20 protein-coding genes, 1 tRNA gene and 1 pseudogene are annotated in these 23,149 nt (G+C 53.4%); 13 read left to right on the top strand and 9 right to left on the bottom strand.

The window, feature by feature from the left end; translation table 11 throughout:
- The first annotated feature begins 265 nt into the window (after positions 1-265).
- Positions 266-1,270, top strand: coding sequence for an alpha/beta fold hydrolase (locus FF011L_RS14010; protein WP_145352236.1), 1,005 nt, complete (start codon positions 266-268; stop codon positions 1,268-1,270).
- Between the two features lie 295 nt (positions 1,271-1,565).
- Here the strand turns inward: FF011L_RS14010 and FF011L_RS14005 are convergent, their stop codons facing one another.
- The 5 genes from FF011L_RS14005 to FF011L_RS13985 all read right to left on the bottom strand — a co-directional run bounded on the left by FF011L_RS14005 (position 1,566) and on the right by FF011L_RS13985 (position 10,885).
- Positions 1,566-2,828, bottom strand: coding sequence for a PQQ-like beta-propeller repeat protein (locus tag FF011L_RS14005; protein ID WP_145352235.1), 1,263 nt, complete (start codon positions 2,826-2,828; stop codon positions 1,566-1,568).
- 1,958 nt (positions 2,829-4,786) lie between these two features.
- Complete coding sequence (locus FF011L_RS14000; RefSeq protein ID WP_218932622.1) at positions 4,787-6,223, bottom strand: alpha-L-fucosidase; 1,437 nt, start codon at positions 6,221-6,223, stop codon at positions 4,787-4,789.
- A gap of 169 nt (positions 6,224-6,392) precedes the next feature.
- On the bottom strand, positions 6,393-7,592 hold the full coding sequence (locus FF011L_RS13995) for a putative glycoside hydrolase (RefSeq protein WP_145352233.1): 1,200 nt from the start codon (positions 7,590-7,592) through the stop codon (positions 6,393-6,395).
- Entirely contained in the window at positions 7,585-9,933 is a 2,349-nt protein-coding gene (locus tag FF011L_RS13990; protein WP_246109407.1) for a right-handed parallel beta-helix repeat-containing protein, read from the bottom strand. The genes FF011L_RS13995 and FF011L_RS13990 overlap by 8 nt, the downstream gene beginning before the upstream one ends.
- Before the next feature lie 571 nt (positions 9,934-10,504).
- Positions 10,505-10,885, bottom strand: coding sequence for a type II toxin-antitoxin system RelE/ParE family toxin (locus FF011L_RS13985; RefSeq protein ID WP_218932621.1), 381 nt, complete (start codon positions 10,883-10,885; stop codon positions 10,505-10,507).
- A gap of 659 nt (positions 10,886-11,544) precedes the next feature.
- Between FF011L_RS13985 and FF011L_RS13980 the strand changes: the two genes are divergently transcribed.
- The gene (locus FF011L_RS13980; RefSeq protein ID WP_145352231.1) at positions 11,545-11,895 is read left to right on the top strand and encodes a group I intron-associated PD-(D/E)XK endonuclease; all 351 of its coding nucleotides are present in this window, start codon (positions 11,545-11,547) and stop codon (positions 11,893-11,895) included.
- Positions 11,896-12,842: 947 nt separating this feature from the next.
- A complete protein-coding gene (locus tag FF011L_RS13970) occupies positions 12,843-13,601 on the top strand; it encodes a PEP-CTERM sorting domain-containing protein (protein WP_218932620.1) in 759 nt (252 codons plus the stop codon).
- A 41-nt stretch (positions 13,602-13,642) separates the two neighbouring features.
- Here FF011L_RS13970 and FF011L_RS13965 read toward each other — a convergent pair whose 3' ends face one another.
- Positions 13,643-13,861, bottom strand: coding sequence for a hypothetical protein (locus FF011L_RS13965; protein WP_145352229.1), 219 nt, complete (start codon positions 13,859-13,861; stop codon positions 13,643-13,645).
- 616 nt (positions 13,862-14,477) lie between these two features.
- Between FF011L_RS13965 and FF011L_RS13960 the strand changes: the two genes are divergently transcribed.
- Positions 14,478-15,140, top strand: coding sequence for a site-specific integrase (locus FF011L_RS13960; RefSeq protein WP_246109406.1), 663 nt, complete (start codon positions 14,478-14,480; stop codon positions 15,138-15,140).
- Positions 15,141-15,754: 614 nt separating this feature from the next.
- Positions 15,755-15,877 (top strand): hypothetical protein, encoded by a 123-nt coding sequence (locus FF011L_RS27040; RefSeq protein ID WP_261342504.1) that lies wholly within the window; start codon positions 15,755-15,757, stop codon positions 15,875-15,877.
- 110 nt (positions 15,878-15,987) lie between these two features.
- Here FF011L_RS27040 and FF011L_RS13955 read toward each other — a convergent pair whose 3' ends face one another.
- Positions 15,988-16,716, bottom strand: a complete 729-nt coding sequence (locus tag FF011L_RS13955) for a PEP-CTERM sorting domain-containing protein (protein ID WP_218932619.1) — start codon at positions 16,714-16,716, stop codon at positions 15,988-15,990.
- Between the two features lie 230 nt (positions 16,717-16,946).
- Between FF011L_RS13955 and FF011L_RS13950 the strand changes: the two genes are divergently transcribed.
- The 3 genes from FF011L_RS13950 to FF011L_RS13940 all read left to right on the top strand — a co-directional run bounded on the left by FF011L_RS13950 (position 16,947) and on the right by FF011L_RS13940 (position 18,050).
- Positions 16,947-17,225, top strand: a complete 279-nt coding sequence (locus FF011L_RS13950; RefSeq protein WP_145352227.1) for a tyrosine-type recombinase/integrase — start codon at positions 16,947-16,949, stop codon at positions 17,223-17,225.
- An 88-nt stretch (positions 17,226-17,313) separates the two neighbouring features.
- Positions 17,314-17,727 carry a hypothetical protein gene (locus FF011L_RS13945; protein WP_145352226.1) on the top strand — a complete coding sequence of 138 codons (414 nt, stop codon included), beginning with the start codon at positions 17,314-17,316 and terminating at the stop codon, positions 17,725-17,727.
- Positions 17,728-17,780: 53 nt separating this feature from the next.
- The gene (locus tag FF011L_RS13940) at positions 17,781-18,050 is read left to right on the top strand and encodes a hypothetical protein (protein ID WP_218932618.1); all 270 of its coding nucleotides are present in this window, start codon (positions 17,781-17,783) and stop codon (positions 18,048-18,050) included.
- A 197-nt stretch (positions 18,051-18,247) separates the two neighbouring features.
- Here the strand turns inward: FF011L_RS13940 and FF011L_RS13935 are convergent, their stop codons facing one another.
- The gene (locus FF011L_RS13935; protein ID WP_145352225.1) at positions 18,248-18,877 is read right to left on the bottom strand and encodes a carbonic anhydrase family protein; all 630 of its coding nucleotides are present in this window, start codon (positions 18,875-18,877) and stop codon (positions 18,248-18,250) included.
- 503 nt (positions 18,878-19,380) lie between these two features.
- Between FF011L_RS13935 and FF011L_RS26325 the strand changes: the two genes are divergently transcribed.
- The 5 genes and pseudogenes from FF011L_RS26325 (at position 19,381) to FF011L_RS13920 (ending at position 22,186) form a co-directional block, all read left to right on the top strand.
- Complete coding sequence (locus FF011L_RS26325) at positions 19,381-19,551, top strand: hypothetical protein (RefSeq protein ID WP_218932617.1); 171 nt, start codon at positions 19,381-19,383, stop codon at positions 19,549-19,551.
- 33 nt (positions 19,552-19,584) lie between these two features.
- Positions 19,585-20,436, top strand: a pseudogene (locus FF011L_RS13930) (transposase); the annotation flags it as partial.
- Positions 20,437-20,479: 43 nt separating this feature from the next.
- On the top strand, positions 20,480-20,647 hold the full coding sequence (locus tag FF011L_RS26320) for a hypothetical protein (RefSeq protein ID WP_218932616.1): 168 nt from the start codon (positions 20,480-20,482) through the stop codon (positions 20,645-20,647).
- A gap of 300 nt (positions 20,648-20,947) precedes the next feature.
- A complete protein-coding gene (locus tag FF011L_RS13925; RefSeq protein WP_145352224.1) occupies positions 20,948-21,415 on the top strand; it encodes a hypothetical protein in 468 nt (155 codons plus the stop codon).
- Positions 21,416-21,559: 144 nt separating this feature from the next.
- On the top strand, positions 21,560-22,186 hold the full coding sequence (locus tag FF011L_RS13920) for a PEP-CTERM sorting domain-containing protein (RefSeq protein WP_145352223.1): 627 nt from the start codon (positions 21,560-21,562) through the stop codon (positions 22,184-22,186).
- 607 nt (positions 22,187-22,793) lie between these two features.
- On the opposite strand, the gene FF011L_RS13915 is transcribed toward FF011L_RS13920, so the two are convergent.
- Positions 22,794-22,867, bottom strand: a tRNA-Arg gene (locus FF011L_RS13915).
- Positions 22,868-23,149 lie beyond the last annotated feature (282 nt).

The following is a 23,149-nucleotide window of genomic DNA, read 5'->3' as shown; positions in this document are numbered from 1 at the left end:
ACAGAAAACCAGAGCCGATAGCACTCTCTGCGGATTTTTCTTCAAATTTTGTCTGGCTTGGTCATCGTCGTCGGGGGAGGCAGCGGATCCTGCGACGGAACTCTGCTACCGTGCAAGAAGAGAAGAGAAGTGAGTGCGCGATGACGGTGCCGGGGAATGTGCGGTCTTTAGACCGAAAAGGCCAGTGCCCCAAACGTCGGACGAACCCGTTCGGTGGTGTTTACTTTCGAGTTGATATGAACGTGCAGCCTTAGGAAAACTTCAAATGAATCAAAGTATTCGATGCGTCCTTGCCAGTCTGATTGTGATGGTACTGACGTCGGTGGTGGCGGTCGGTCAAGAATCGCCGTCATACAATGACCAACTGGATGAGTATCCCTATCCGTTCCCCGTTCAGACGTTTGAATTCGTCTCGCAGCGACAAACATTACAGATGGCCTATATGCATTTAAAAGGTTCTGATGCGATGCCGACGGTTGTCTTGCTGCATGGCAAGAATTTCTCCGGTTCGTACTGGGAACAGACGGCGAAGTTTTTGCAGTCGAAAGGCTATTCTGTCTTGATTCCCGATCAAATCGGCTTTGGCAAATCGTCCAAACCTGCCTACTACCAATTCGGTTTTCCGCAGCTCGCGCACAACACGCGGCTATTGATAGAATCGCTTGGAATCGACAAGCCGATCATCGTCGGACACTCGATGGGGGGCATGTTGGCAACGCGATACACGCTGATGTTCCAGAGTGATGTCACGCGTTTGATTCTGGTGAATCCGATTGGTCTGGAAGACTATTTGAAATTTGTGCAGTACAAAGATGTGCAATTCTTCTACCAGAACGAAATCAAAAATACACCTGCTGGCATCAAGGCGTATCAGCTGAAAAACTACTACGACGGCAAATGGGATCCGGCGTATGACGAATTGATAAAGATTCACGTCGGTTGGATTAACGGGCCCGATTGGGAGCGAGTCGCTTGGAACAACGCAATGACCTACGACATGATTTTCTCGCAACCCGTGTGCAACGAATGGGCCGACATCACGGCTCCCACGCGGCTGATTATCGGAACTCGCGATCGAACTGGGCCAGGACGTGGTTGGATGAAACCGGGCGTCGAGCGAGAATTGGGCCAGTATCAGAATCTGGGCAAGCAGACTGCGGCGGCTATTGAGAATAGCCAACTGTTTGAACTGGAGGGTCTTGGCCACATGCCTCAAATCGAAGCCTTCGACCGATTCCGCGTCGAGTTCGAGAAAGCGTTGAGCCCTTGATTCTGCTGTCTGTAGCGGAAACAAGAGTCCGTCGACCGGCGGCGTGTTGCCGGTGTGAACGTTGGTTGCTGATTTGGCGTGCAACAATCATTTTGACAGACGGCTGCAAGGGACGTGAAATCAATAAGGGACGGTTGCCGAGTGGAGACCACCGTCTGGCGACGGTAGCGACGGCAGGCACGTTAGCGACGCTCGCCAGAGAGCGCAGAGGCCGGCAATACGTCACCAATACATTTCACGTCCCACGCGGTCGAACGGTAAAGCTTTTCGGGCACTCACCGATCGAAAGGCTGTGCTATTCGAACGACCACAACGCTAAACTTGTCTGATCCTTGATCAGGAGACCGTTCTTCAACAGTACTGGCGGTGCCCATGTGGGGCTATCGGCGACCTGGTAACTGGCGACTTCTTCAAGAGCACCGTCGGTGGCCTTGATCACCTGCAGTTGCCCATTGTCCAGCAAGGCGACAACGTGGTCCGGAATCGACAGGAACGCCACGTTAGCTCCCGTTCGTCCCGGCCCCTGCCACAGCACTTCACCGGTCGCGGTGTCCAGGCAGAACAGTTGCCCCTTCTTGTAGTGCGAGAACCCAAACAACAGGTCTCCGTTGATCACGGCGGTACTCATGTCCAAAGCGACGTCTTTTTGGAACCAACGTTCCTTTACCGACCACTTGCCGTCTTTCATCTCTGGTTCCAGACCATAGATGCCTCGATTCTCGCCGCCCAATAGAATCCGCCCGTTGTGCAACGTCGGCGTCGGCATATTTTGGTTGCTGGTGTATTGCGGTAGGGGGAACTCCCACAACGCCACACCCGAGTCACGGTCCACACCCACAAGGGCACGATGGTTCCAATCAACGATCTGGCGGACACCATGAATTTCGACAGCCAACGGCGACGAATAGGCAGCTCCATCATTGCCCTGACTCCAAATTTCGTCGCCCGTTTTCACGTCCAAAGCAATCAATGCTCCTTCGTCGTCATTGCCAACGTGAGCGATCACGCGATCCCCGTCAACAATTGGCGAAGTGGAGGCGCCCCAGTTAGGGTGATTTTGCGGGAAGCGTTTCCGGTAGTCACGGCGCCACAACAGATCGCCCGACTCCGCGTCCCATGCAGAAATTTCACCAAGGCTGCTCAAGGTGAAGATTCGGCCGTCGGCGATGATGGGGGATGACTTCGGGCCATCTCCATGTCGCTCACCACCCGACGAGGCTTTGAAAGGAACCACGTGAGTCTGCTTCCAAATCTGCTTTCCCGTAGGCAGTTCCAAACACTGCAACACTTCGTCATTCCCCTGGCGAGCGTGCTGATAAACGCGATCATCGGCCACCAGCGGAGACCCGTATCCCGTGCCAACATCCACCTGCCACACCTTGGTTAGCGATTTCGGCCACTCAGCAGGCGGCTCAAAATGATCGACCCAGCCGTCGCGTTGCGGGCCGAGGAAACCGGGCCAAGTCACATCGCTGGCCGCCAACGACGAACCGTTTAGCAAAGAAGAACCGAGCACGCATGCCAAAGTAATCCGAAATAGCGTTGGAGGGTGAGTCATTTTCAGGTTCGTTTTCCAGGATTTGAGACAGCAAGATCGGGGCTGGATCGGCTACGGTTATTGCACCCACCAAATGATCAAGCGGTCTCACAGACCGCCATTCTGCAAGCTTCAACGATCGCCCGTCCGAATCGTTACGGATGCACTGCGGATGTTTGACGGCCCGTGCGAGTTGACTCGGTTGCCATCTCCTTTCTTAGCGGAACGGCGCGAGCCGTCCAGCAATCGTTTTGCAAACACAATAACTTTGCCGGTCGGCTTGCGCCGATCCGCTAAGAAAAACGCCCGTGGATGCAAAAGTAGCCGGCATTAATCGTTAACCCTATTGTGTTCTTGACGACGGTTCCAACTGCGTGGCCCGCAAGGCTGCTATCGGCCCGCGTTGAATGATGCATTGTACGGGTTCAGCAACGGAGCGTTCCTGATAGCTCGCGAGAGGCGAGTTGAAGTTTCTCTTTCGATAGGGTCGCCGCATGTTGCGTAACAATCGCCAGATCGCGGGTCTCCGCCGGAGCGGTCAGCAAATCGTAGAGCACGTATTAGCGGGGAGCGTTAAGTTGCCAAAATGCAAGAACCGTTTGAAGTTGCGATACGAAAGGAGTCCAATGCCACAATCGCCGCCAGTTAGAGAGAAACAGCTCGCCGCAAATCAAATACGACGAGCGGTTTCCTTCGGAAGATCGAAGCGCGACGGGCCGCAGGCTGAAGTAAGTGGAAGCCTCTATCTGGCCACTAAGGTTTGTCCAACTTCAGCGGATTCAGATTTCCCTCGTGGCTGCTTTGGTAGATGATCCCACGACCTGTCAAAAAATATTCCGGCGGCCGATGCCCGAGTGTCTGTAGTCAAATTCGCCTCGGCCCAAGCAATCTCAGCAAGACGAAAACGCTCTCACGACATCCAAGCCGAAATGATGATGAATAGTAGAGCAGCGATGGCGAATGTGATCATTAGCCCTACACAGCCAATGGAATTGTTGGATCCACTTACATCGCCGAAAAAATCAAAGTCGTCTAGCAAGGTATTGACTCATTGGTGGATTAAGCGGGACGCCGATGTCAATTAGGGCCGTTTTATTGTAACCCGAAACAGTTAACGCGGTCGCTGCCGACAAGGTTATGCCCCTTGGAAGAACTCTCTTTTCTCGCTGCTTCGATCCGTCAGAACTGTCTTATCAGACCGATGCAACTGATCTTCCCACGCTGAAGTTGGACAAGCCGAGAGCTCGTGGAAGACCGGGGAATTGCCTTCGGTCCCGAACGCCGACGCACCCTCCGTTTGCCGACACCGGCGCAGGTACGTGCGTTGCCCGGACACCGACGTCAGCTTGCATTGTCGTAAACTCGCGGCGGTTGCTTCATCTTCGGCCAGTCCGGTTTGCTCGAACGGCGCTGCGGTAGAGATACCGATGCTGCCAATCGTTCATCCCGCTTCGCTCCTTGGGACCGACGAAATTTGTACTGTTTCGCTTACCGCGGAGGTTTGTCCCACTTCCGCGCTGAGTAAAAATGCGAAAATGCAATCGGCCTACAACACGCCGACGCTTGTAGACTGTCGGCTTATTATAGGTTGCCTACCGCTCGGGTCGTGAAATCGATATGTGAGGGATTGGCGACCTCCGAATCGCTTCCGCCTCGCTTTGGCTGAGTTTTATAGCACCGACCCTCCTACCTCGCATGCTGGTAAAAGAGTTCCGTTTCCGAGTTTACCCCGGCGGGCTCACAACTGGCAGCTACCCTCTTGTGCGATCGAAATGCGGGGCCCGCGGAGAAGGATTGAGTAGGGTGAGGCATTGAGGTAGCTGCCAGTTGTTGCCCCGGACCGGGGACAAGTCCGGCGGAAACAAACGGGAGGAGCCTGCCCGGAAATCGTTACCTATTCTTTTCACGTCCCGAGCGAAAGGCGACCGTGCAAAAACGCTCGACTCTAACCACGGGAACCTTGGAAATCGGATCATTGTCTATTTCCCACGTATGGCCTTGCGGACTTCTTCCATGACCGCCATGCATTCGGGGTTAAAGATCGGATGGTCATCGGTAACATCGGCGGTCATGATCAGGTTGATGGTCACGGGAACCTTGGCCTCTGCCATCCGTTTGAAGAAGTCAACGTACGCCTCTGTCGAATGTACTGGTCCGGGGCCGTAGCGGCCTTTCATCGGCTGATTCTGGAACCAACCGCCCTGGTCCATCAGGCACCACCATGCCGGAGAAACATCCCCCAATTGCTTTCCGGGACCGATCAACTGTGGATCGACCTGGCGTAATTCACTCCCACCATCGGTGACGGCCAATTCACTGAACGGACTGACGGACGGGCCCCGGTTGGAACTGAGCCCCACGATGGCATTGGGATTGCCTGCTTTGATCGCGCGAGCCCAGCCTTCCCAGGATGGCCTGAGGGGATAGTCCCAGGCAAGTGCCCCATCCATGTAGCCGAATCCCATCAGCTTCTCGCCATAGCGGAGGCTGCATTCGCGAAGAATCGCCTCGATATTGTCGCTGAAACGTTTGGTGTCGGCATCATTGGCGCCCAACGCCTCCCGCCACACCTTGGGGTCGTAACCGTTGTAGCCGGTATGCAGATAAAACAGCGTGCGAATGCCCCGCTGGTCCAGTTCATCAATGATTTCGCCCAGCAGGTCGCGATGGGCGGTACGTCCCGGCGCAACCTTGTCGATGGCTGCGCTTGGCCCGGGCCAATAGAATCCTTGGTGTGTCGCGGTAAAAGTGATCCATGCGGCACCGGTACGCTCAATGGCATCCGCAAAAGCCGTCACATCGAACATCTCCACGGACTTCTGGAACCATTCGGCTCTCTTTTCGTCGATGTTGAATCCACGGCTTTGGGATGACCAGTGGACGAAGATGCCGTACTTGCCATCGATCATCCACGAGACATCGCCTCGAATCGCCTTGGCGCGTTCCATTTGCCGTTGACGCGCACCGGCGGTTCCCAATTCGATGGAAAACAGGTGAAATTCCTCCGTCACCCCTTGGCCGAAGCGCGACGACTGGTTGGCGTTTTTTCCAGCGGACGCTGTTGCCGGGATTGCATCCGGCAGACGTAGGGTGATCTGGTTCACACCGGCCTTTAAATGCAATGTGCCCGGTAGTTCCTGACGCCAGAAAAATGGGCGATACTCCCAGGTCCTGATCATGGACGGCGCGGTCAGAACCGAGTCTCCCGAACTCACTTCCAGTTGCGTCGGCTCCAGCTTGCTCAGCAGCACATCGATCACGTAATCATCTGCTTTCGGAACATCGACCGTCCAGGTCACCGTATCCTGCGGAGACTCAAAACCGTGCACCACATTGCCACTTCGGAAGTGACGCTTCGCGTTGCCGGACAATGTTCCACTTGAAGCAATGATCGCTGTCACGCCATCAGGATTCAACTGGATGACTTTGTCAGGCGGCGCGGTCGTTTCCCCCTCCTGAGCACAAACACAGGTCGGCAAACCGACTATCAACGCCGTCGACAGGAGAGTTTCACGGAAGATATCTGTGCATCTCATATTCAATGCCTTACTTTACCGTTTCGGCTTGGTCGACCAAATTTTCATTCTATCGCCAAGTGATCTTGGCTTGCCTGGTTTTCGTGTTCACCCAAACGCTGGCATGTTCAAAATCACGGGTAAATTCCCAACCATCGGGTGTGGTGCGTTTGTAAGCCCCTTTTGGTGGGCCGAGTGGTTTTTCCAGTTCGGGATACTCAACCAACGCTCCGGTCCCCAGCTTCCACCCCCAGCTGTACATGAAATAGGAATACGGCTGTGCGCCGATCAGATAGCACGCCTGGGCGAACTCCAGTTTTTCCTGGGACAGTCCAGGCATGTTGGGTTTCATATTGCCTCGGCCGGTTCCTTCAACGCCTAGGCGAAAGACGGAGATTTTTCCATCCTTCGCGTTCTTCAGCATGTGCCCCCACTCCGCCAGCAGACTTTCCTTACTGGACTTCGAACTCGCATAGTTTTCAAACATGATCGCGTCACTGACGGGATAGACGTGCTTGGCATCGTCGCTATAAGCATTATTCGCTAGTAGGATTTTATCGGCTGGCATCCTCTGTTTAAGCGCCGCCATCATCTGCCCCATGGCCTTTTCAACCTCGGGTCCTGTATTTCGATCGCGATACATCAGGTTGCCATGCATTTGGTCAATGAAGACACCGTCGGTGCCGGATTCGGCAACGCCCTTGGCAACCGTTTCCACCCACCAGTTGCGGAAGTCGGGGTTCAAAACGTCGTAACAGAACGCAACCCCAAATCGCTTGACAAGTTCACCCGTCCTGGGGTTGGTGATCAGGAACTTCTTAAGTTCAGGATGCGCATCGATACGTCGACTGGTGAAGTTTTTATTGTAAGAAGTATACGGCCAAGCAAAGGCGGCATTGAAGTAGAACAACACCTTGATGTCGGGATTGACCTTCTTAAAGGCCGCCGCTTCATGCTTGGCTCCTAGCTCAGCAGCCCCAAGTTCTTCCATCCCATGTGACTTTTCAATACAAAGAAAATCGGTTTGCTTAGCAATGAACTGAACTTGCTTTGGACGGAGCACACGACTCTTGTCCCCAAACATGAAATAGCGAGGCGTGGTCTGCCAGCTAAACTTCGGATAGAAGTCCTTGGGGACGAAGCGGCTTCCATCGCTGTTGATCAAGGTACGATCAACCGGCTGGATTACGTCTACGTTTTCCTCTGCCCTGGCGATCGCAGCCAGCGAGAGGCACGCAAAGACAACGACTACAAAATTGCATTTAGTCATCAGAGTTTTTCCCTTCATGTGGGGTGATGGAGGCATCATCGTTCACTCGCCCCATCTTGGAAACGTTCAAAGGTTCAATCCCCAATGCCAAAGCCGGACTGCCGGGCTGGAAACTGAAATCGCCGCCCGCGGGGTCCACAAACCGAGGATCGCCAAAACGACTTGCCTGCTCATTGTCGACCGCCCGCATCTTGGCTAGATGCTCATCCACCCAGTTTGGATCCTTGGGATGGTAGTAGAGGTTGAAATCCATCTCCGTGGATTCAAGCTTCGGTCCGCCGGTGGTTTGGCCGGCACGCAACCTTTCGGATTGGGGAAGGCCGCCATCGGGATGAGAGATAATAATGTTTCGCTTTACTTTCGACCCTGTTACCGGGACCCATTCAAAGCTGATGTAACCGTTCCTTGGCATCACCCGTTGGTCAACAATGAAATTGTTGATGATGTCGTTGACACCTTTGGATGCGATTGCCGCCGCATGGCCGCCGTTGCGATAGAGAACATTTCCGTAGATCAGCGTCTCATGCTGGTCATCATCACAGCGGATAGCCGCCGGCAGCGAATGCGACTGATTGTCGTGCAGGTAGTTGTAGCGAATGATGTTGCCCGTTCCCGTCCCGGACACGTAAACGCCGTTCCCATCAGAAAGCCGTTGAACGGAATGCGAAATTTCGTTGTATTCAAAGAGGTTGTGACGGGAATGGAGTTGCTTTTCGCGAAGCTTCCAACCTTCATAGCTCCGTCCTCGATTACCCCGTCCTCGCTTGCCTCCTCCCCCTTGAGCACCGCGTTGTCCTTGAGCACCTCGCTGTCTTCTTTCTCCATTTCCTTGGCCGGTTCCTTGAGGTCTGGTTTTGTTTCCGGCTGAGCGTGTGCTGATGACCACCGCACAGTAGCCACTGTATGCAAATTCGTTGTGCGCGATCCGGTTGTGCCCACTTTGCCAGGCCCAAAAGCCCGGGGATTGCCAAGTGATTTCACTGAAGTGATGTAGGTAGTTGTTGATAATTTCATTGTGGTGATTGACGTCTTTGCTGCCGACTCCATAGCCGACCAGCAGGATCCCTGCCTCGCCAAGATGAGCGAACTCTGAGTCGGTGATCCGATTGCGTTGGGCGTGAAGGTCCAGCCGGATCCCTGAACCTCCGGAATTTACAAATCGACAATCGGACACTTCGCAGTCTTCGGCCCCACGGAAGCGAAGCAGTGCAGTCGGCTTGTCGAACATGTCCCAGGAGTGCTGCAATCCCCAGCCCGAAACTTCTTCATTGCTCGTCCACGCCCATCGATCGGCATGGGTAAAGGTAAGTCCTGAAAACGCGATTCGACGGACCGGAGTATCTGTGGGGCCTTCTAGGTCGATTTCTCCTTCCACACGAATCAGTTCACTGGTTACGGGCGCAAGGATTCCTTGCGGAGCCCCATCCGCTGCTGGATTGGCCGGCCATAAATAGATCTTGCGCGTTTTCGTGTTGACGATCCATTCCCCGGGTTCGTCAAGTTTTCCCAGGACATTCTCCACCCATGCCGAAGCCGCATCGTCCCCCATCATTCCCAATAGATAGGGAGGCAACGATCCAATTCGCCCTGCAGCCGACACTCCAGTTTGTGCGACACCAGTCGTTTCGTCGACTGATTCAAGCGGGAGCATATTGATCTCGTAGGCGACACCTGGCCGCACCTGAATTTCTACGTCTTCAAGATTGTCCCAGTTTTTCAAAGCACCTTCAGGAAAATGCAATGTGCTGTTGTTTCCATTTTCGGTCGGCAGAAATCCGTCACCTCTGGCACGATTCAATCGTCCTTGCGAATCGTAGAGGGTGTAAAATCTTTCCAATCCCGCGGGCATGTCTGCGACCCACACCTGACCAACCGCTTTGGCTGGCAAATCCGCAGGCGGCGATTCCAACCGTTTCCAGCCGGTGATCGGCACTCCTGCACTGACAACCGGGTGTTCACCTTGATAGGCAGCAAAGGTCAAGAAAGCAGGATCTGTTTTATCACCGACGCCATACTGCGGAAGTGCTGCGTCAGCGACCGCCGTAGGAGAACCGTCTTCCAGGCCCAAGACCAGAGTTTCGTCTAATTGGTGACGTCCCTCACGCAGGTAAATCACGGCGGGTTCCGTATTGCCTTCGCCGCGTGAGGCCCTGACCGCCTGCACCGCAGCGCGAAGTGATCTGTACGGTTTCGCCAAGCTGCCATCTGCATCGGCGCCCCCATCGACGGACACAAAGATATCCAGCGCAAGGCTTGTCCTGGGAACCGCAACGACAAGTAGGATCGGAAGCCACACGAAGACCATCAGCGCGAACTGAATGCACGAACGTTTTGTTCTCATGGGATGGATCCTGTTCCTAAGTTTTGATTTCATCATTCACTCGCGTGCTCTGCCGTCGCCGCATCACCATCAGCAACCGATCCCAGCATACCGCCGGGCGACCAGAAAAAGGCCGCACGAACAACCGCGAGGGGGCAAGACGCCGCATCGTGTTACGCTCAGCTCACATCTTAGCTTGTTCGTAGGATCTGCCGGGAACAAATTTCGGCTCGCTAACATCTCGGCTAATTGTCCGCCTTGGGCGGGGGCACAGGGTTTTCCGTTGCGGTGCTGCCGGTCTCCTCCGGTTGCAAGCGAACGGTCAGCACGGCCCCAGCGATTGCAGAAACCGATGCAACTACTTGTGCGGAAAGGACGATATGTCGAATGTTGAGTTGAATTCAAAGCGAATCGAACCGTCTGGTATCTAATGAAAGCTTTGTCAGTGGTAGCATCAACGCAAGGAGAAAGCAGTACGTGTCAGCCAAAAACAGGGCGTCAACAAGAGGTCCGTTGACGATTTTTTTGTGCTCTTTTGCGACATTCCCTGGTCCGCTTAATTCACCAACATGGCAGCGCCTCCTTGCAATAGCTACTTTTGGGGATTTGCTGTTTCTCGTTTCTTGTGGATAAGCTCGACTTCTTGCGTCAGCGTTGGTTCGAGTTCGGCCAAACGTACTGGGATGTCTTGTGTCGCCTGAACGACTGCCAGAACAATGATGGAATTTGCTTGTCGATCGCAGACGAAGAGAAGCTTGTTGACTCGGTAAAAGCAAAGAGCAGGATGGAAATTCGATTGCGATCGCAGCAGGTCAGGCTGTTCTTGGATTCCAAGCAGCCCGTCTTCTAAATTATCGAGATAACGTCCCGCTACTTTTTTGCCCCAATTCTCAACGGAGCACTGATCAAGCGCGTTGATTGACGCCAGAGCGGCCTGAGTCAGGGCGAGCTTTGCGGATTTCTTTGGACTCACGATCGAGCATTTTTTTCAAGGCCTTGCGTAGGTCACCGGTGAATTCCACGGTGCGTCCCTCGATTGCATCCTGGTATCCGGATAGAATTTTATCGCAAGTCTCGGCTGGCTCTTTCTTCCGATTCACCTGCCGAAAAACATCCCGAGCCTATTCGCTGGGAGTTGCATAGAGGGTTCCATCGCCGCAGTTCTCGTTGATGAAAGCCCGAAGCTCGTCAGACTGGGATAAATTGAGTGAATTAGCCACTAGAATGATTCCTCGCGAAGTAATCAGACAAAGTTGGCGTTCGCGACCTTATTTGTCAATGTTTGACATTCAGGTAAGGGAAGGAGCTGCGAATTGTCGAATGTTTTTCGGGTTTCGACAGCGCCGCGGGCGATCTCGCTTCGCCCCAATTCGAGTATCTTCACGTTGTTAGTGAGTCGATGACGAACTTCCTCAAGTGCCTCAACCAAGGCCTGTTCAATCTTAAAGTAGTTCTCAATTTTCGAAGCCGATACGGTACCGCGTTCTCTTTTCTACCGTTTTCCTCACTAGAGATCTTTGCCCGAGCCAAATTTCCGAGCTGCGATTTATAGTCGTTCTGAATAAGCCGCTAGCTGGATCTAGAACAGTGCCCCGACGGTCAACAAAAACGCTTGTAAAGACCCATCAAACGATGAAGAATATTTCGTTTGAAAACATGGTGGCATGCTGGTTGATGCAAGATGGATGGCAGGTTTTCGCACCGTTGCTTGATCACGGTCATAAAACAGACTTGCTAATATCCGACGGTCCGAAGTTTTATCGAATCCAGGTCAAAACGTTCGAGTCGACTGGCAAGAACCATCGCATTCAGAATTCCTGGTCGAAAAGCCTTGTCGACGTTCTTGTCCTGTTTGCACGAAATGGTGACTGGGGCGTGGTCGCCCCAGCGTTTGAAAAATCATCCCGCAGGCTTCAGCACGAGACCCATCGAAAATTTCGTCGAACAAAGCGAGACTTCTTGAGACAGTTTCACTCAATCTGACGCACGCAATCGAAGCAGAACAGGCACGGCACGGAAATCCGGGCAGGACTTTAGGCATCTGATCCAACTCGCCGTAACACGGTTTGTTGCCGAGGAAGTCGATGCGACCGGAGACGACTCGCAATGGACACAAGCTAAAGACGATCGACGGTGTGAATTGATCGATCGTGAGATCACTGGCTCAATTAGTGCCACCGAACGTGCTGAACTAGCAGTCTTGCAAAAGATGGCCGAACAGTATTTCGACGAAATTGCATCACCTCCGATGGAACAAGCTCTCCAGCTACACAAGCGGCTGCCTATGATATGCATCCACAGAGTATGGTCGAACCAAAGCTTGGAAAAGCCAGGAGCCAATGAGGTTCGGGGCAACACAACTTTGTGTGTCGCGAGATATCAGTTGCTCGCGTGCGAATCAGAATTCACTAAAACCCAAGACTATTCGAACGTACCGTTCTCGTACCGCGTCCATCCGTTTTTCGGGTAGCTCGTAGAGTCTTTCGGGAGCATCAAGCAAATCGTCGATTTCATGTACCGTGCCGCTCTCGTACTGCTCAGGCTCTAAAGCAGGGAACGTAACTAGGACCGGTGAGTCGTCGTGCCAGAAGATCCAGGTTCCATCGTCGAACGAGACGCAGCACATCACCATCGTGGTAGAGTCGGGTATGCGAGAACAACGTACTCACGACACTTGACGGACTAATTGCTCGCAACGAAGCCGGAAACGAGGGTGATCCGCCGTCACTGATTGTAGATATAGAGACTTTACACGCACTGGCCCGGTCGGAGCGGTTTGGCGAAGCGGGAAAATCTTTCGGATTTTTTCGGTCTTGTCTGTTGAAGCCCCTCTGTAGGCTGGTATGATTGCCACTCCAGTGGTGAGCGCCATCACTGCCGGATTGGGAGAGGGCCCCATTATTAGATCTACAACAAGGAGAAGCGAGGTGATGCGAACGATTCAATTGGCGGTGGCGTGCATGGCGGTGCTGGTCGCCACGGCGGGGCAGGTGCAGGCGGGGATTATTAACACCAATGGGGATTTCGAAACGGGGCTGGCAGGCTGGACTGTCACCGGCGGTTCTAGTCTCAATGGAATCGCCACGACTGGATCCCCAACGGGGAATAACAACACTTCTATCTTTACGAATTTTCCTGCAGCGCCGACGGGGGACAATTTCGCATATCAAACTTGGAACGCAGGGAACGCTTACCAACTGACACAGAATTTCGTCGTTCCAGCCGCTTCAACTTATGCTCTTTCGTTTGACGTGATCTGGGATTACAACGGTGAAGGGGGGTGGGAATATTTGGGTCCAGTCCTTCTTACTGATCAGACACTGGTTGTGGACATCGTGCTTAACGGTACGCCATTCACGAACATCAGCGTCGCCAACGTGGTTGCGACCGGTCTCGCCGTTGGTACGGGGGGCGAGCCCTTCGATTCGGGAGGTTGGCGGTCGTACAACGTCGACGTTACCGGCAACCTAGCCCCGCTCGTAGGCCAAACGCTCACGTTACGATATGTTGGGGCAGTGACTCACAGTTTTTCAACATTCGCAGTGGATAACTTGTTTTTGGATGCGACTTCTACGGCAGCAGTCCCCGAACCCTCATCTCTCGCATTGTTCGGTATTGGTGCGTGTGTGGCGGGTGTTGGGGCCGCTAGTCGTCGACGACGTGAGAAGTTCCAAGAGGCCACGGCGTAACCTGACCTACAGAACTAGCAGGCAATCAATGCGGGCGACCATCACGGTCGTCCGTTTTTCTTTGCTGCAGTGGAAAACTTCGGCAGCACCGGACGTACCTGCGGCTTTGCCGGCTTCACGGCCTGCGTGAGCGGGTTGTGGTAGGGCGGTGTTTTCGGTTTGGGCTGCGGCAACTTCGACAGACCTTCCACGGCCTTGCCGTCGTTCAGCCACAACCCTTCCCGAATCGCCAGCCATTCTTGAAACGTCATGATGTTCATGTCTGTATTTACGCTGGCGGTCATAAAAACGGAGCAGGCCAGCCCCCTCGAAACATGCCAACACCATGCCTACACCGGTCTCTAAGGTGTTGCTGTTGCTGGCGTTTGTGGAGAAACGGGTTCGGGGCGGACCACGGGGGAAATTGGCTTACAAACCCGGCTAATAATGGGCAGGGCCGACGCCACCACGTTCTGGCGGTGGTGACGTGCGAGCGGCCATGATGGCGTCGGCTCTCCAAGTGATCCCGGCGTTGAAGAAACGTTAAAGCTGTTACCGCATAGCAATCGTGGCACGTGTGATTCGAGTGCAGCCACGATCCGCTAAATTTTTGGCCGATTGGTGTCACTAATACTAGGGGAGACTTAGCTCTTCCAGCACTCCAATTTGGAGTCCACAGCCCCGTCTTCCGGTCATCTCATTACGAGATTTCCGGAGGGCGGGGCTTTTTTCGTTTTCACCCCCTTTCGCCAATAGAGGTCCGTATGACCACAGCTTTGATTGCGACAAGCAGCGTGTTGGTTGTGCTCATCACCCTGGCTTGGGCTAAAAAGTTTCGTCTCAGGCGTGCTCTGCAGTCGCTCTTGGCCCGAGTTTTTAACCAATGGAGAAATGACGATGAATCGCGTGATCCAGATTCGACCAATCGCTATGTGCCTGACACTGGCGATCCTCGGCGTCGTAGCCTGCCCAGACCAGGAGTGGCGGGCAATTTTTTCCCTGGCTCGATACGGAGGTCTCCGTTGCCCTTCGGAAGTTCTTCGGCTCCGGTGGTCGGATATCAACTGGGAGCGTGGCCGGTTCAAGATTCATGCTACGAAGACGAAACGAGCGGGGAAAGGTGAACGCGGCGCCCCTTTGTTCCCGGAGCTTCGAGTCGAGTTAGAGGATCTTGCGGATATCCGTCAGCCGGGCGTCGATGTGCCAGCGACTGACTACGTGATTAATCGGTACCGTCATACGGAGCAGAATCTGAGGTCGCAGCTGCACCGAATCGCTGACCTGGCCGGTGTGGAGAGGTGGCCCAAGCCATTCATGTGTTTGCGTTCGACGCGGCGGACGGAGCTGGAACGTTCTGGTCGATTTGCCAACCACGTCCTAAACGACTGGTTCGGCCACAGTGGTGCGATTGCGGAGACGCATTATCTGCAAACGGCCGAAGAGGACTTCGATTTGGCCGGGGACCTACTGGGGATCCCATTGGGGGATCCATCACAACGTAGTCAGGAGCCCCCTAGAGAAGTCGCAAAACGAAAAAAGCCCGGTAAAACCGGCTTTTGACGATTGCTGATGGTTGTGGAGGACCACAAAAGTACACCCCCGAGGACTCCCTGCCATTTCTGCCAAGTTCTTTGCTAGAAAGGGTTTAGGGAGTATGTGATTTTCGCAAGTCACCCCATAAGTCGCCCCACATTGCTGTTATTCGGCGTTAACTGTTTCGTCAAAACCCATTCAGCAAGCGAGCCTGTCCCCGCCTTGCGATGGAGGGTTGAAATATTTCCAGGGTTGGTTCATAGGACACAGATGCGGCGACTCAGTGATGGAAGGCGTCTCCAGTCCACCCAGTCGCCTAACCGCACTCGCCCATTTGGTAGTACACATCGCTCGCCGACAGCCAGGGCTGGGCAGCGATCTCAACAATCATCCGGTTTCAATCGTCTTTATCAGCAAGCTCAACTCGCTTTGCCGAATGACCATCGAACGTGAAATGAGGGCATTCTCAGCCATCGAGAAAATCGCTGAAGGTGAATCCGTCGAATTCGATGTGCTCCCGATCTGACACCCGCTTGTTCCATATCAACAGCAATACAACTTTTGGAATGGAGCATCGGGCAATCTACATGAACACCAACTGACCGGGGTTTCCGACCGACGCATAGACGGGCATGAACATAATGACGTTTCAAGAATGGCTGGCGATTCTGGAAGGGTTGTGGCTGAACGACGGCAAGGCCGTGGAAGGTCTGTCGAAGTTGCCCCAGCCCAAACCGAAGAAACCGCCCCAACGCAAGCCGTGAAGGCGGCCAAGCCGCAGGTGCGTCCGGTGCTGCTGAAATTTTCCATCGCACCATTGAAAACGGGCGACCGTAATGGTCGCCCGCTTTGATTGCCTGTTGTGTCGGCTAGATTAGGCCGTGGTTTCTTGCTGTTTTTCACGTCGGCGGCGACGGGCGGCACCGGCACCAGCGACACACGCACCAAACCCGAACAAAGCGAGCGAAGAGGGTTCAGGAACAGGCGAGATGCCCGATTCCGAAAACGTCGCTGTAAAAGCTAGATCCCCAAAGTTGCCATTAGATGACCACCCTTGTGTGTCCCAAGTGCCTGCCGTATTACCGTTATTTTGCCAAAAAAAGCTACCATCTGCATACACCGACTCGTCTAGCAGTGAACCTGCCGAAGCCGTACCGTTACTCCCATCAAAGAGGCCGGTCGCACTAACAAATGCAATGTAATCATTGCCAGACGTAAGTTGCAATCCGCCTGTATTGAAAGTGAACGCTTCCATGCCGCCAAACCCGCCATTGTTGCTTGTTGAAACTGCTGCACTTTGGTAAAGCACGGACCCCGTCGCTCGAGTCGTTCCGGCATCCCAATCCATGACGTAAAAAGCAAAATCTACGAAATCGGGATCCTGAGAATCGTTCAGGAAAAAGGTCCAGCTATCTAGAACGTCATCCGAGCCAGACACGAGGAATGTCTGCCCATAGGTGGCGGAATTTAGTTCTCCGAAAGAACTAATGCTACTAGTTCCATCCCATGTCGTAGTGGTAGTGATTATCCCCGCCTGCACCTGCCCCGCCGTGAAGGCCAGCATTGCCACGCACGCCACCGCCAATTGAATTGTTCGCATCATCTCGCTTCTCCTTGTTGTAGGTCTAGGAAGTTGGCCCGCTCCAGATCCGGCACCGGTGGCGTCCACTACTGGAGAGGTACTTTACCATGCGTGGGGGGGGGGCAATAGTCACAAGCGGAAAATTCGAAAGATACTCCCGCCTCGCAAAACCGGTCCAACAGCAGAGAAAAGTGAAGAGACTCTAGCCGAGGAGTCGGCAACGAAGCTACGGCACGGCGAGGGGCTGCCCGATGAAGGCGATTTTCAACCTGTTTCTGTTTACTGGCTGCCGAGTCAGTGATTTAGTGGGAATGGAATTGAATGATCTGATGATCGGGGTGAGAAGCGGCACGGCTGTCTTCAGGCAAGGCAAAGGAAACAAGCAACGCTCAGTCCCGTTGCCAATTCTCGCTCGTCAAGGCTTGCACGCCTATCTCGATATCCGGCCACCGGTTGATGCGGATCGAGTGTTTGTTGGTGACCGCATCGAGCACGGTGAATCGACGGAGTATGAAGTCATTCCGTTGTAATTAACACCCGCTTGATATTCGTCGCAGTCGGCTTCCACGGAACACTTCGTTCCAACCGCCTGCGACGAAAAAACAAGCGAGAACAAAAATGAAAACCAGTTGTATTCGATCAGGACAAGTTGAGGTCGGAATCATCTCCCACGAAGGAAACCAGTTTGCCGCCATCGGAGCAAGTGTTGTCGGTCGCAGTTTCACCGCCTACACTAAATCAACTAGGGGTAAAATCCATCTCACATCGTGGTGCGGCAAAACGATTCTTGCCTGTCGATCCGAAGTCGTTCAGCGGTTCTCGGACGGCTCAATGGCATTGTTGTTCCGACTTACCGCAAATCGATTCATCGTTGGTTATGCACTCGCTGACGATGGAATGCTCTTCCGTGGCGAATTGATACGTCACAGGGATGAAGACGACGCTCGATACCATGCAGATCAATTATCTGATCATTTCGCCCAGCTTGATGCGGACGATGAGGAAGCGTTCGCCATCAGCGAGGACGGATAACACCCGCTTGATCGACATCAACAGCAATCCAACCATTTGTAATGGAGCAAGCGATGAGCGAGATCAAAGCATCAGGCAACCTGCATGGCCACGACCTGACCGACATCCCGGTACTGAATCCCGGTGACTGGTTTGGCAAAACGTGGTTGATCGAAATCGGTGGAAGCTATTCGTCATTGTATCTGATCATCGAAGCCAACAGCATGAGCGATGCAATCGATGAATTGGCGGACAGCGAGAAACACGGGCACCACATCGTCGTGGAGGACGAGTATCTCGGCGACTATCCCGAGGAGGACCGCCACTATGGCCACAGTGGCTAGGTGTTGGATCTCGATCATCTGATGGCATACGGCCAAGAGGGGAGCGAAACACCATTTCTGTGTCGCTATCACGGCGACGGACTACCCGATGAAGGAGTTCTCCCCACCGAGTTTGAGCACGTCGATGCGGATTAACACCCGCTTGTTGGTTGTTAGGCAACCCAACCTGAAAGGGAGACAAGAAGTCCCCACGGTTGCTACTTGAAGTTGGCGAGAACAAATCTTCGGTTCAACGCCTGCGGTAGTCGAGCCGGATGCTTCAGGTAGGGAATTAGCTTCAATAGTTCTTCTTTGGGGATCTTCAATGAATCTCGAAGAACCACCCAACTGACATTCTCGTCGTAATTCGGCGTGGTAAGTGAGCCCTCGTAGCGATAGTAGTGTTCCCTATTATCTGGAAGCCATTCCAGCGGATTCGTTGCAATCACTGGTTCAGGATCTTCGTCTTTGGATTCGAAGTAAGCACGCATCTTCGGAACGAGTGTCGGCACTGAAGCCGTTTTCCCTCCAGCCTCAATGAATATGCCGAGCACTGCACGAGTACCGTCGTCAATGTTCTGATGCACAACGTGTAGTTCCAGCGTCTGCTGAACGTCGTCAACCCAATGCTCGCTGGGGTGGTGGAAATGGAACTGAACAAGGTGGAATCGTTTCCGGTCCAATTCAATGTACTGCCTCTGGTCAGCACTGAAGACAACTGTAACACCGTGTTCGTCGTCGATCGTTCCGGCAGCGGATTTCTTCCACCTAATGGCAAGCTTGTTCTTGCCGAAGTCAGTGTGGACTGCGTTTGTCAAATTGATCGGTGATTGTTGTGACTGGCTCATGCTTGTTCCTGATCGAAATGTGATTCGGTAGAGAATTATTTTAGCAAACTGGTTCGAGGGTCACAGCAATCAGTTGTTGCAGTAACCACTTGCCGCTCAATTCGAGTAACACCCGCTTCCTTGTAGTTAAGCAACGCAACTCACAAGGGAGAATAAAGATGGGCTGGCTTTTTCGAGAAGACATCACTCACAAAGAACTGATCGCCGAACGAACTGATTCTTGGGAGCGGCAATCGGGTGATACAAGCGTTTAATCCGAATGCTTGGCAAAAAGCATCGCATTTAGTGCAACCGTCAGCCCGTGCTGTCTGCGTCTTCATGACGGCCAATGTTTCATCCTATGTGAATGAGAGTTCCGCATCGCAGTAGCCGTCTTCATCGCTACCACTGGAAAAGTAAAGTGTAACATCGCCATCGGAACTTATTTTCATCGGTATCCCACCCCATTTGAACGCTGACTTTGCGGCGGTGGTCCGTGCTCCAATACAGTCTCCGGCATCTGGGTGAGTATTGATAACAGCACCAACTGCCAGTACCGATTGGGCGTCGAAGACTACGGCACCGTCAATACTAGCCAATTCACTCAGGAGCCTGCGATGCTTACTTCCAGTTCCAAGGGTTTTTCCAAGCTGCACTCCTGGAATGCTCCCCAAAACCTGATCCAGGTGCTATGAAAGTCTAGAACCAATTTCGGTAAAGGATTTTTCATGAGCAAGAAACGACGACGACATTCACCTGAACAGATCATTAAGAAGCTACGCGACGCCGACACGATGTTGGCGGCTGGAAAGAGCGTTGGCGAAGTGCTGCAATCCCTCCAGGTCAGTGAAGCGACACTGAGCCGCTGGCGAGCTCAGTACGGCGGGATGAAGAGCGAAGAAGCCAAGCGTCTGAAGACACTTGAGGAAGAAAACAATCGCCTCAAGAAGATCGTTGCCGACCAAACGCTGGACATCTCGATGCTCAAGGAAATCACCAAGGGAAACTAACAACCCCTCAATCTCGCCGCGATGCAGTCATCGAGCTTCAAGAGAAATTCTCAGTATCGGAGCGACGTGCCTGCCGGGTGCGAGACCAACCGCGGTCGAGTCAGCGATTTGAGGGGAAACCCAAGGATGAAGACCAGCGACTGACGAAGCAATTCTTGAATTCGTTCGGCAACGCCTGCGTTTCGGTTACCGACTGATTTGCCAAGCTCTGCGCCGCGAAGGTGAGACATCGAACATGAAGAAGATGTACCGACTTTGGAGAGCTGCTGGCTTGAAAGTGTCACAAAACGCTGTAAAAAGCGTGCTGCGGGTGTTCGTGGCAATGCTTGCGATGTTCAAGCGGCGTCTTTCATTCACGACGTTTGGACGTGGGACTTCGTTCAATCGTCGACTCTTAATGGACGGGCAATTCGTTTCCTGAACATTGTCGACGAGTACACACGTCAGTGCCTGAGCATCAAAGTTGGGCGCAATATCACGAGCGAAGATGCGATTGATACGCTGGCAGAACTGTTTGCAGTGCATGGCGGAACAATCATTTCCGAACGCGTCCCTTCCGAGGGAAAACCGGCAGCGAACAGTGTCGGGTAACAGAAAGTCAGCGAAACGTCTTGTGACTGAAAAGCAGGTCAATGCGACCTCGGCCGGGGCCAAGCGACAGGGCGTGACGCTGGAACGTACGCTACACGATCGGTTTGGTGTTTCGGCACTCTCGGCACTGACGATCAGTGAGGTGTCAACGTTGATCGATGAGCTAAAAGGCAACCTGCAGTCAGCGTAGGCGTTCGATGCCCGACATCACTTCCAAACCAAAAGAAGTAAATCGGATGGAGGACAACTTCGTTGTTGTCCTCACGCTGCCATCTTCGAAGTAGCATTCACTGCACCAAGTCTCGCGTACCCAGCCGGATAGCATCCGGCTGGGCATCGCGGGCATTTTTTGGCTATCAGGACGGTGTTGCTGAACTAACTCGATCGAGTGCGGGATGGTCGATGCGGCACTCGTTTGCCTGCGGCGGTACCCGTCGGAATTGTGGAAAGCAAAGAACGTGAATCTGCTCCCGCCTTTGGTGTTTCCGGCATGTCTGCAAATGCGAGAAAACCTGACCATGAAGATTTTGCAGATTTCTTCGACAAACGGGGGGGCGAACACTTGATGCCCCTCTTGGGGTTGTGTACGCTGACCCATATGGTTGCGCGAATGCTCCTATTGATTTGCACGCTGATGCTTTGCCCGTCGCTGGCAAAGGCTGGGATAATGATCCGTTTGCAGCCAGGTCCGAGTATTTCGCAGGCAAGTGAGGCCATGTCCATTCCGGTCGTTGTTCCCCATGGCGATAGGGAGCATAGGGAACACATTCACCACGCCATTCCCACAGAGGGACTTGCTGCGTTTCCTTCACCCTCCATCGGTTCTGTCGTTTCGTTTGCGGCATTGGTTGGCGTTGCGACGCCACTGCCCATCGCTGAATTGCGGTGGCGTTTGGCAATCAGCGTCACTCGTCTGGCGCAAACCCCTCACTATCGCTCTCTCCTGAAACCTTCGTAGATGCTCAACGACTCTTTTCGGTGACAAGTCGTGGCATTGTTAGCCATGACCAAGACACGCGACTGTGCTGCGTGACTTCCAAGTTATTACTGACATCTACGACTCAACTAATCCTCGACACGAGGATGCTTTCAGGAAAACAAAATGAAACGATTTTTATTGACGATTGCGTGCTTGGCGATGTTGGTCGCTACGACGGGGCAAGTGCAGGCAGGGGTCATCACGTACACCAACAAAGCTGCCTTTCAGTTGGCTGCAGGAGCTACTGCCGTCGAGGATTTTACCGGGACCAGTGGTAATGCTATCGGTTTCGATAACGGCGATTTCAGCATCAGCATCGTGAACCAAAATTTGGGCTATGTTCCAGTCTTCTTTGGTGAGGAATTGCGATTGCAATTATGGAGGTTTGACACCGTGACCAATCTGACCTTTGCAGACCCAATACATGCGATTGGTTTCGACTGGCGGAATACCGACCCGACCAACGATCAAATAGAACTCATCATTGCCAGTGAAAATTTCGCTCAGACGTTTGGCCCAGCGCAACAATCGGGTTTCTTCGGCATTGTTTCCACAAACGCTTTCACTGTGGTAGGCCTGAGTGACACCGTCGGTAATGGCGGTGCACTGGGTTACGGTTACGTCGACAATATCGAGTACTCGTCGGCTGCTGCCGTCCCAGAACCAGCCTCCCTCGCCATCTTCGGCATCGGTGCGTTGGGCCTTGTCGTCTTCCGCAGACGCCGGAAGGTTAAATTGGATTTGCTTTAACCCCACAGTAACCCAACTAAACCAACATCGAACTTACTGACCAATGCGGACTGCATCCGCTCCTTGCTCTTTGAGCTGGTTCACACGTTCAACAAGCGGCTAAACGTCGGCGGGGCTATTTCAGGTAGCCCCGCCGTTTTCGTTTGGCAACCGAGTCGACGCATCGACACCACGCCAACGCTCGAAAACACGCTGTCACGAATCGACCACCTGTAACCGACAAACCACCGGCCCCAACGCCATAAGCTTTCGGCGAGAGGATGAAATTGAGGAGCGGTAAATTGGCGAGTTTAAACCGACCGCCAAGCGTACCGGTGGAATTCCTACACCCTTTGAACGCACTCTAAGGGAGCCTAGCCACATTCTGTCGAGTGCAACTACCTAGCCCTGATCCGTTCAGCTCTGGCGTTAGCCATCCTGATCCCAATTCGCCCTTCACTTCACCGGGACTGGGAACGAAGCCGACCTCCGAACTGACCTACTGGGGATCCCATTGGGGATCCCATCACAACGTAGTCAGGAGCCCCCTAGAGAAGTCACAAAACGAAAAAAGCCCGGTAAAACCGGGCTTATGACGATTGCTGATGGTTGTGGGGGACCACAAAAATACACCCCAGAGGATTCGAACCTCTAACCTTCGGTTCCGTAGACCGATGCTCTATCCAGTTGAGCTAGGGGTGCTTTTCTTCCGATTGCTCGGTTGATGGGTCAGAGTTTAGCAATCGATGTCTCGCTTGCAAAGACCCGGGACGCTCTCTTTTGGTTCACCTTGCCTTTTTTTCTTTTGGGCTTCGGCTCGCCGAGGGATCGCCCTCTGATGTTACGCTTTTCGGCTTTACCCTGCCCCCTTCTTTGACCCATTTGCTCGTTTCTGCTCGTTTCTTTTTTTGACCGCTTTCCCGATACTCGTTGCTTCGCCTCGCGATGCTCCGTTGCGGGACTAGGCTCGCTGCTTCTTTGCGA

It is taken from the genome of Roseimaritima multifibrata (assembly GCF_007741495.1).
GTDB lineage: Bacteria > Planctomycetota > Planctomycetia > Pirellulales > Pirellulaceae > Roseimaritima > Roseimaritima multifibrata.
Note: the sequence above shows the minus strand (reverse complement) of the source record. Positions and strands in the feature narration are given on the sequence as shown.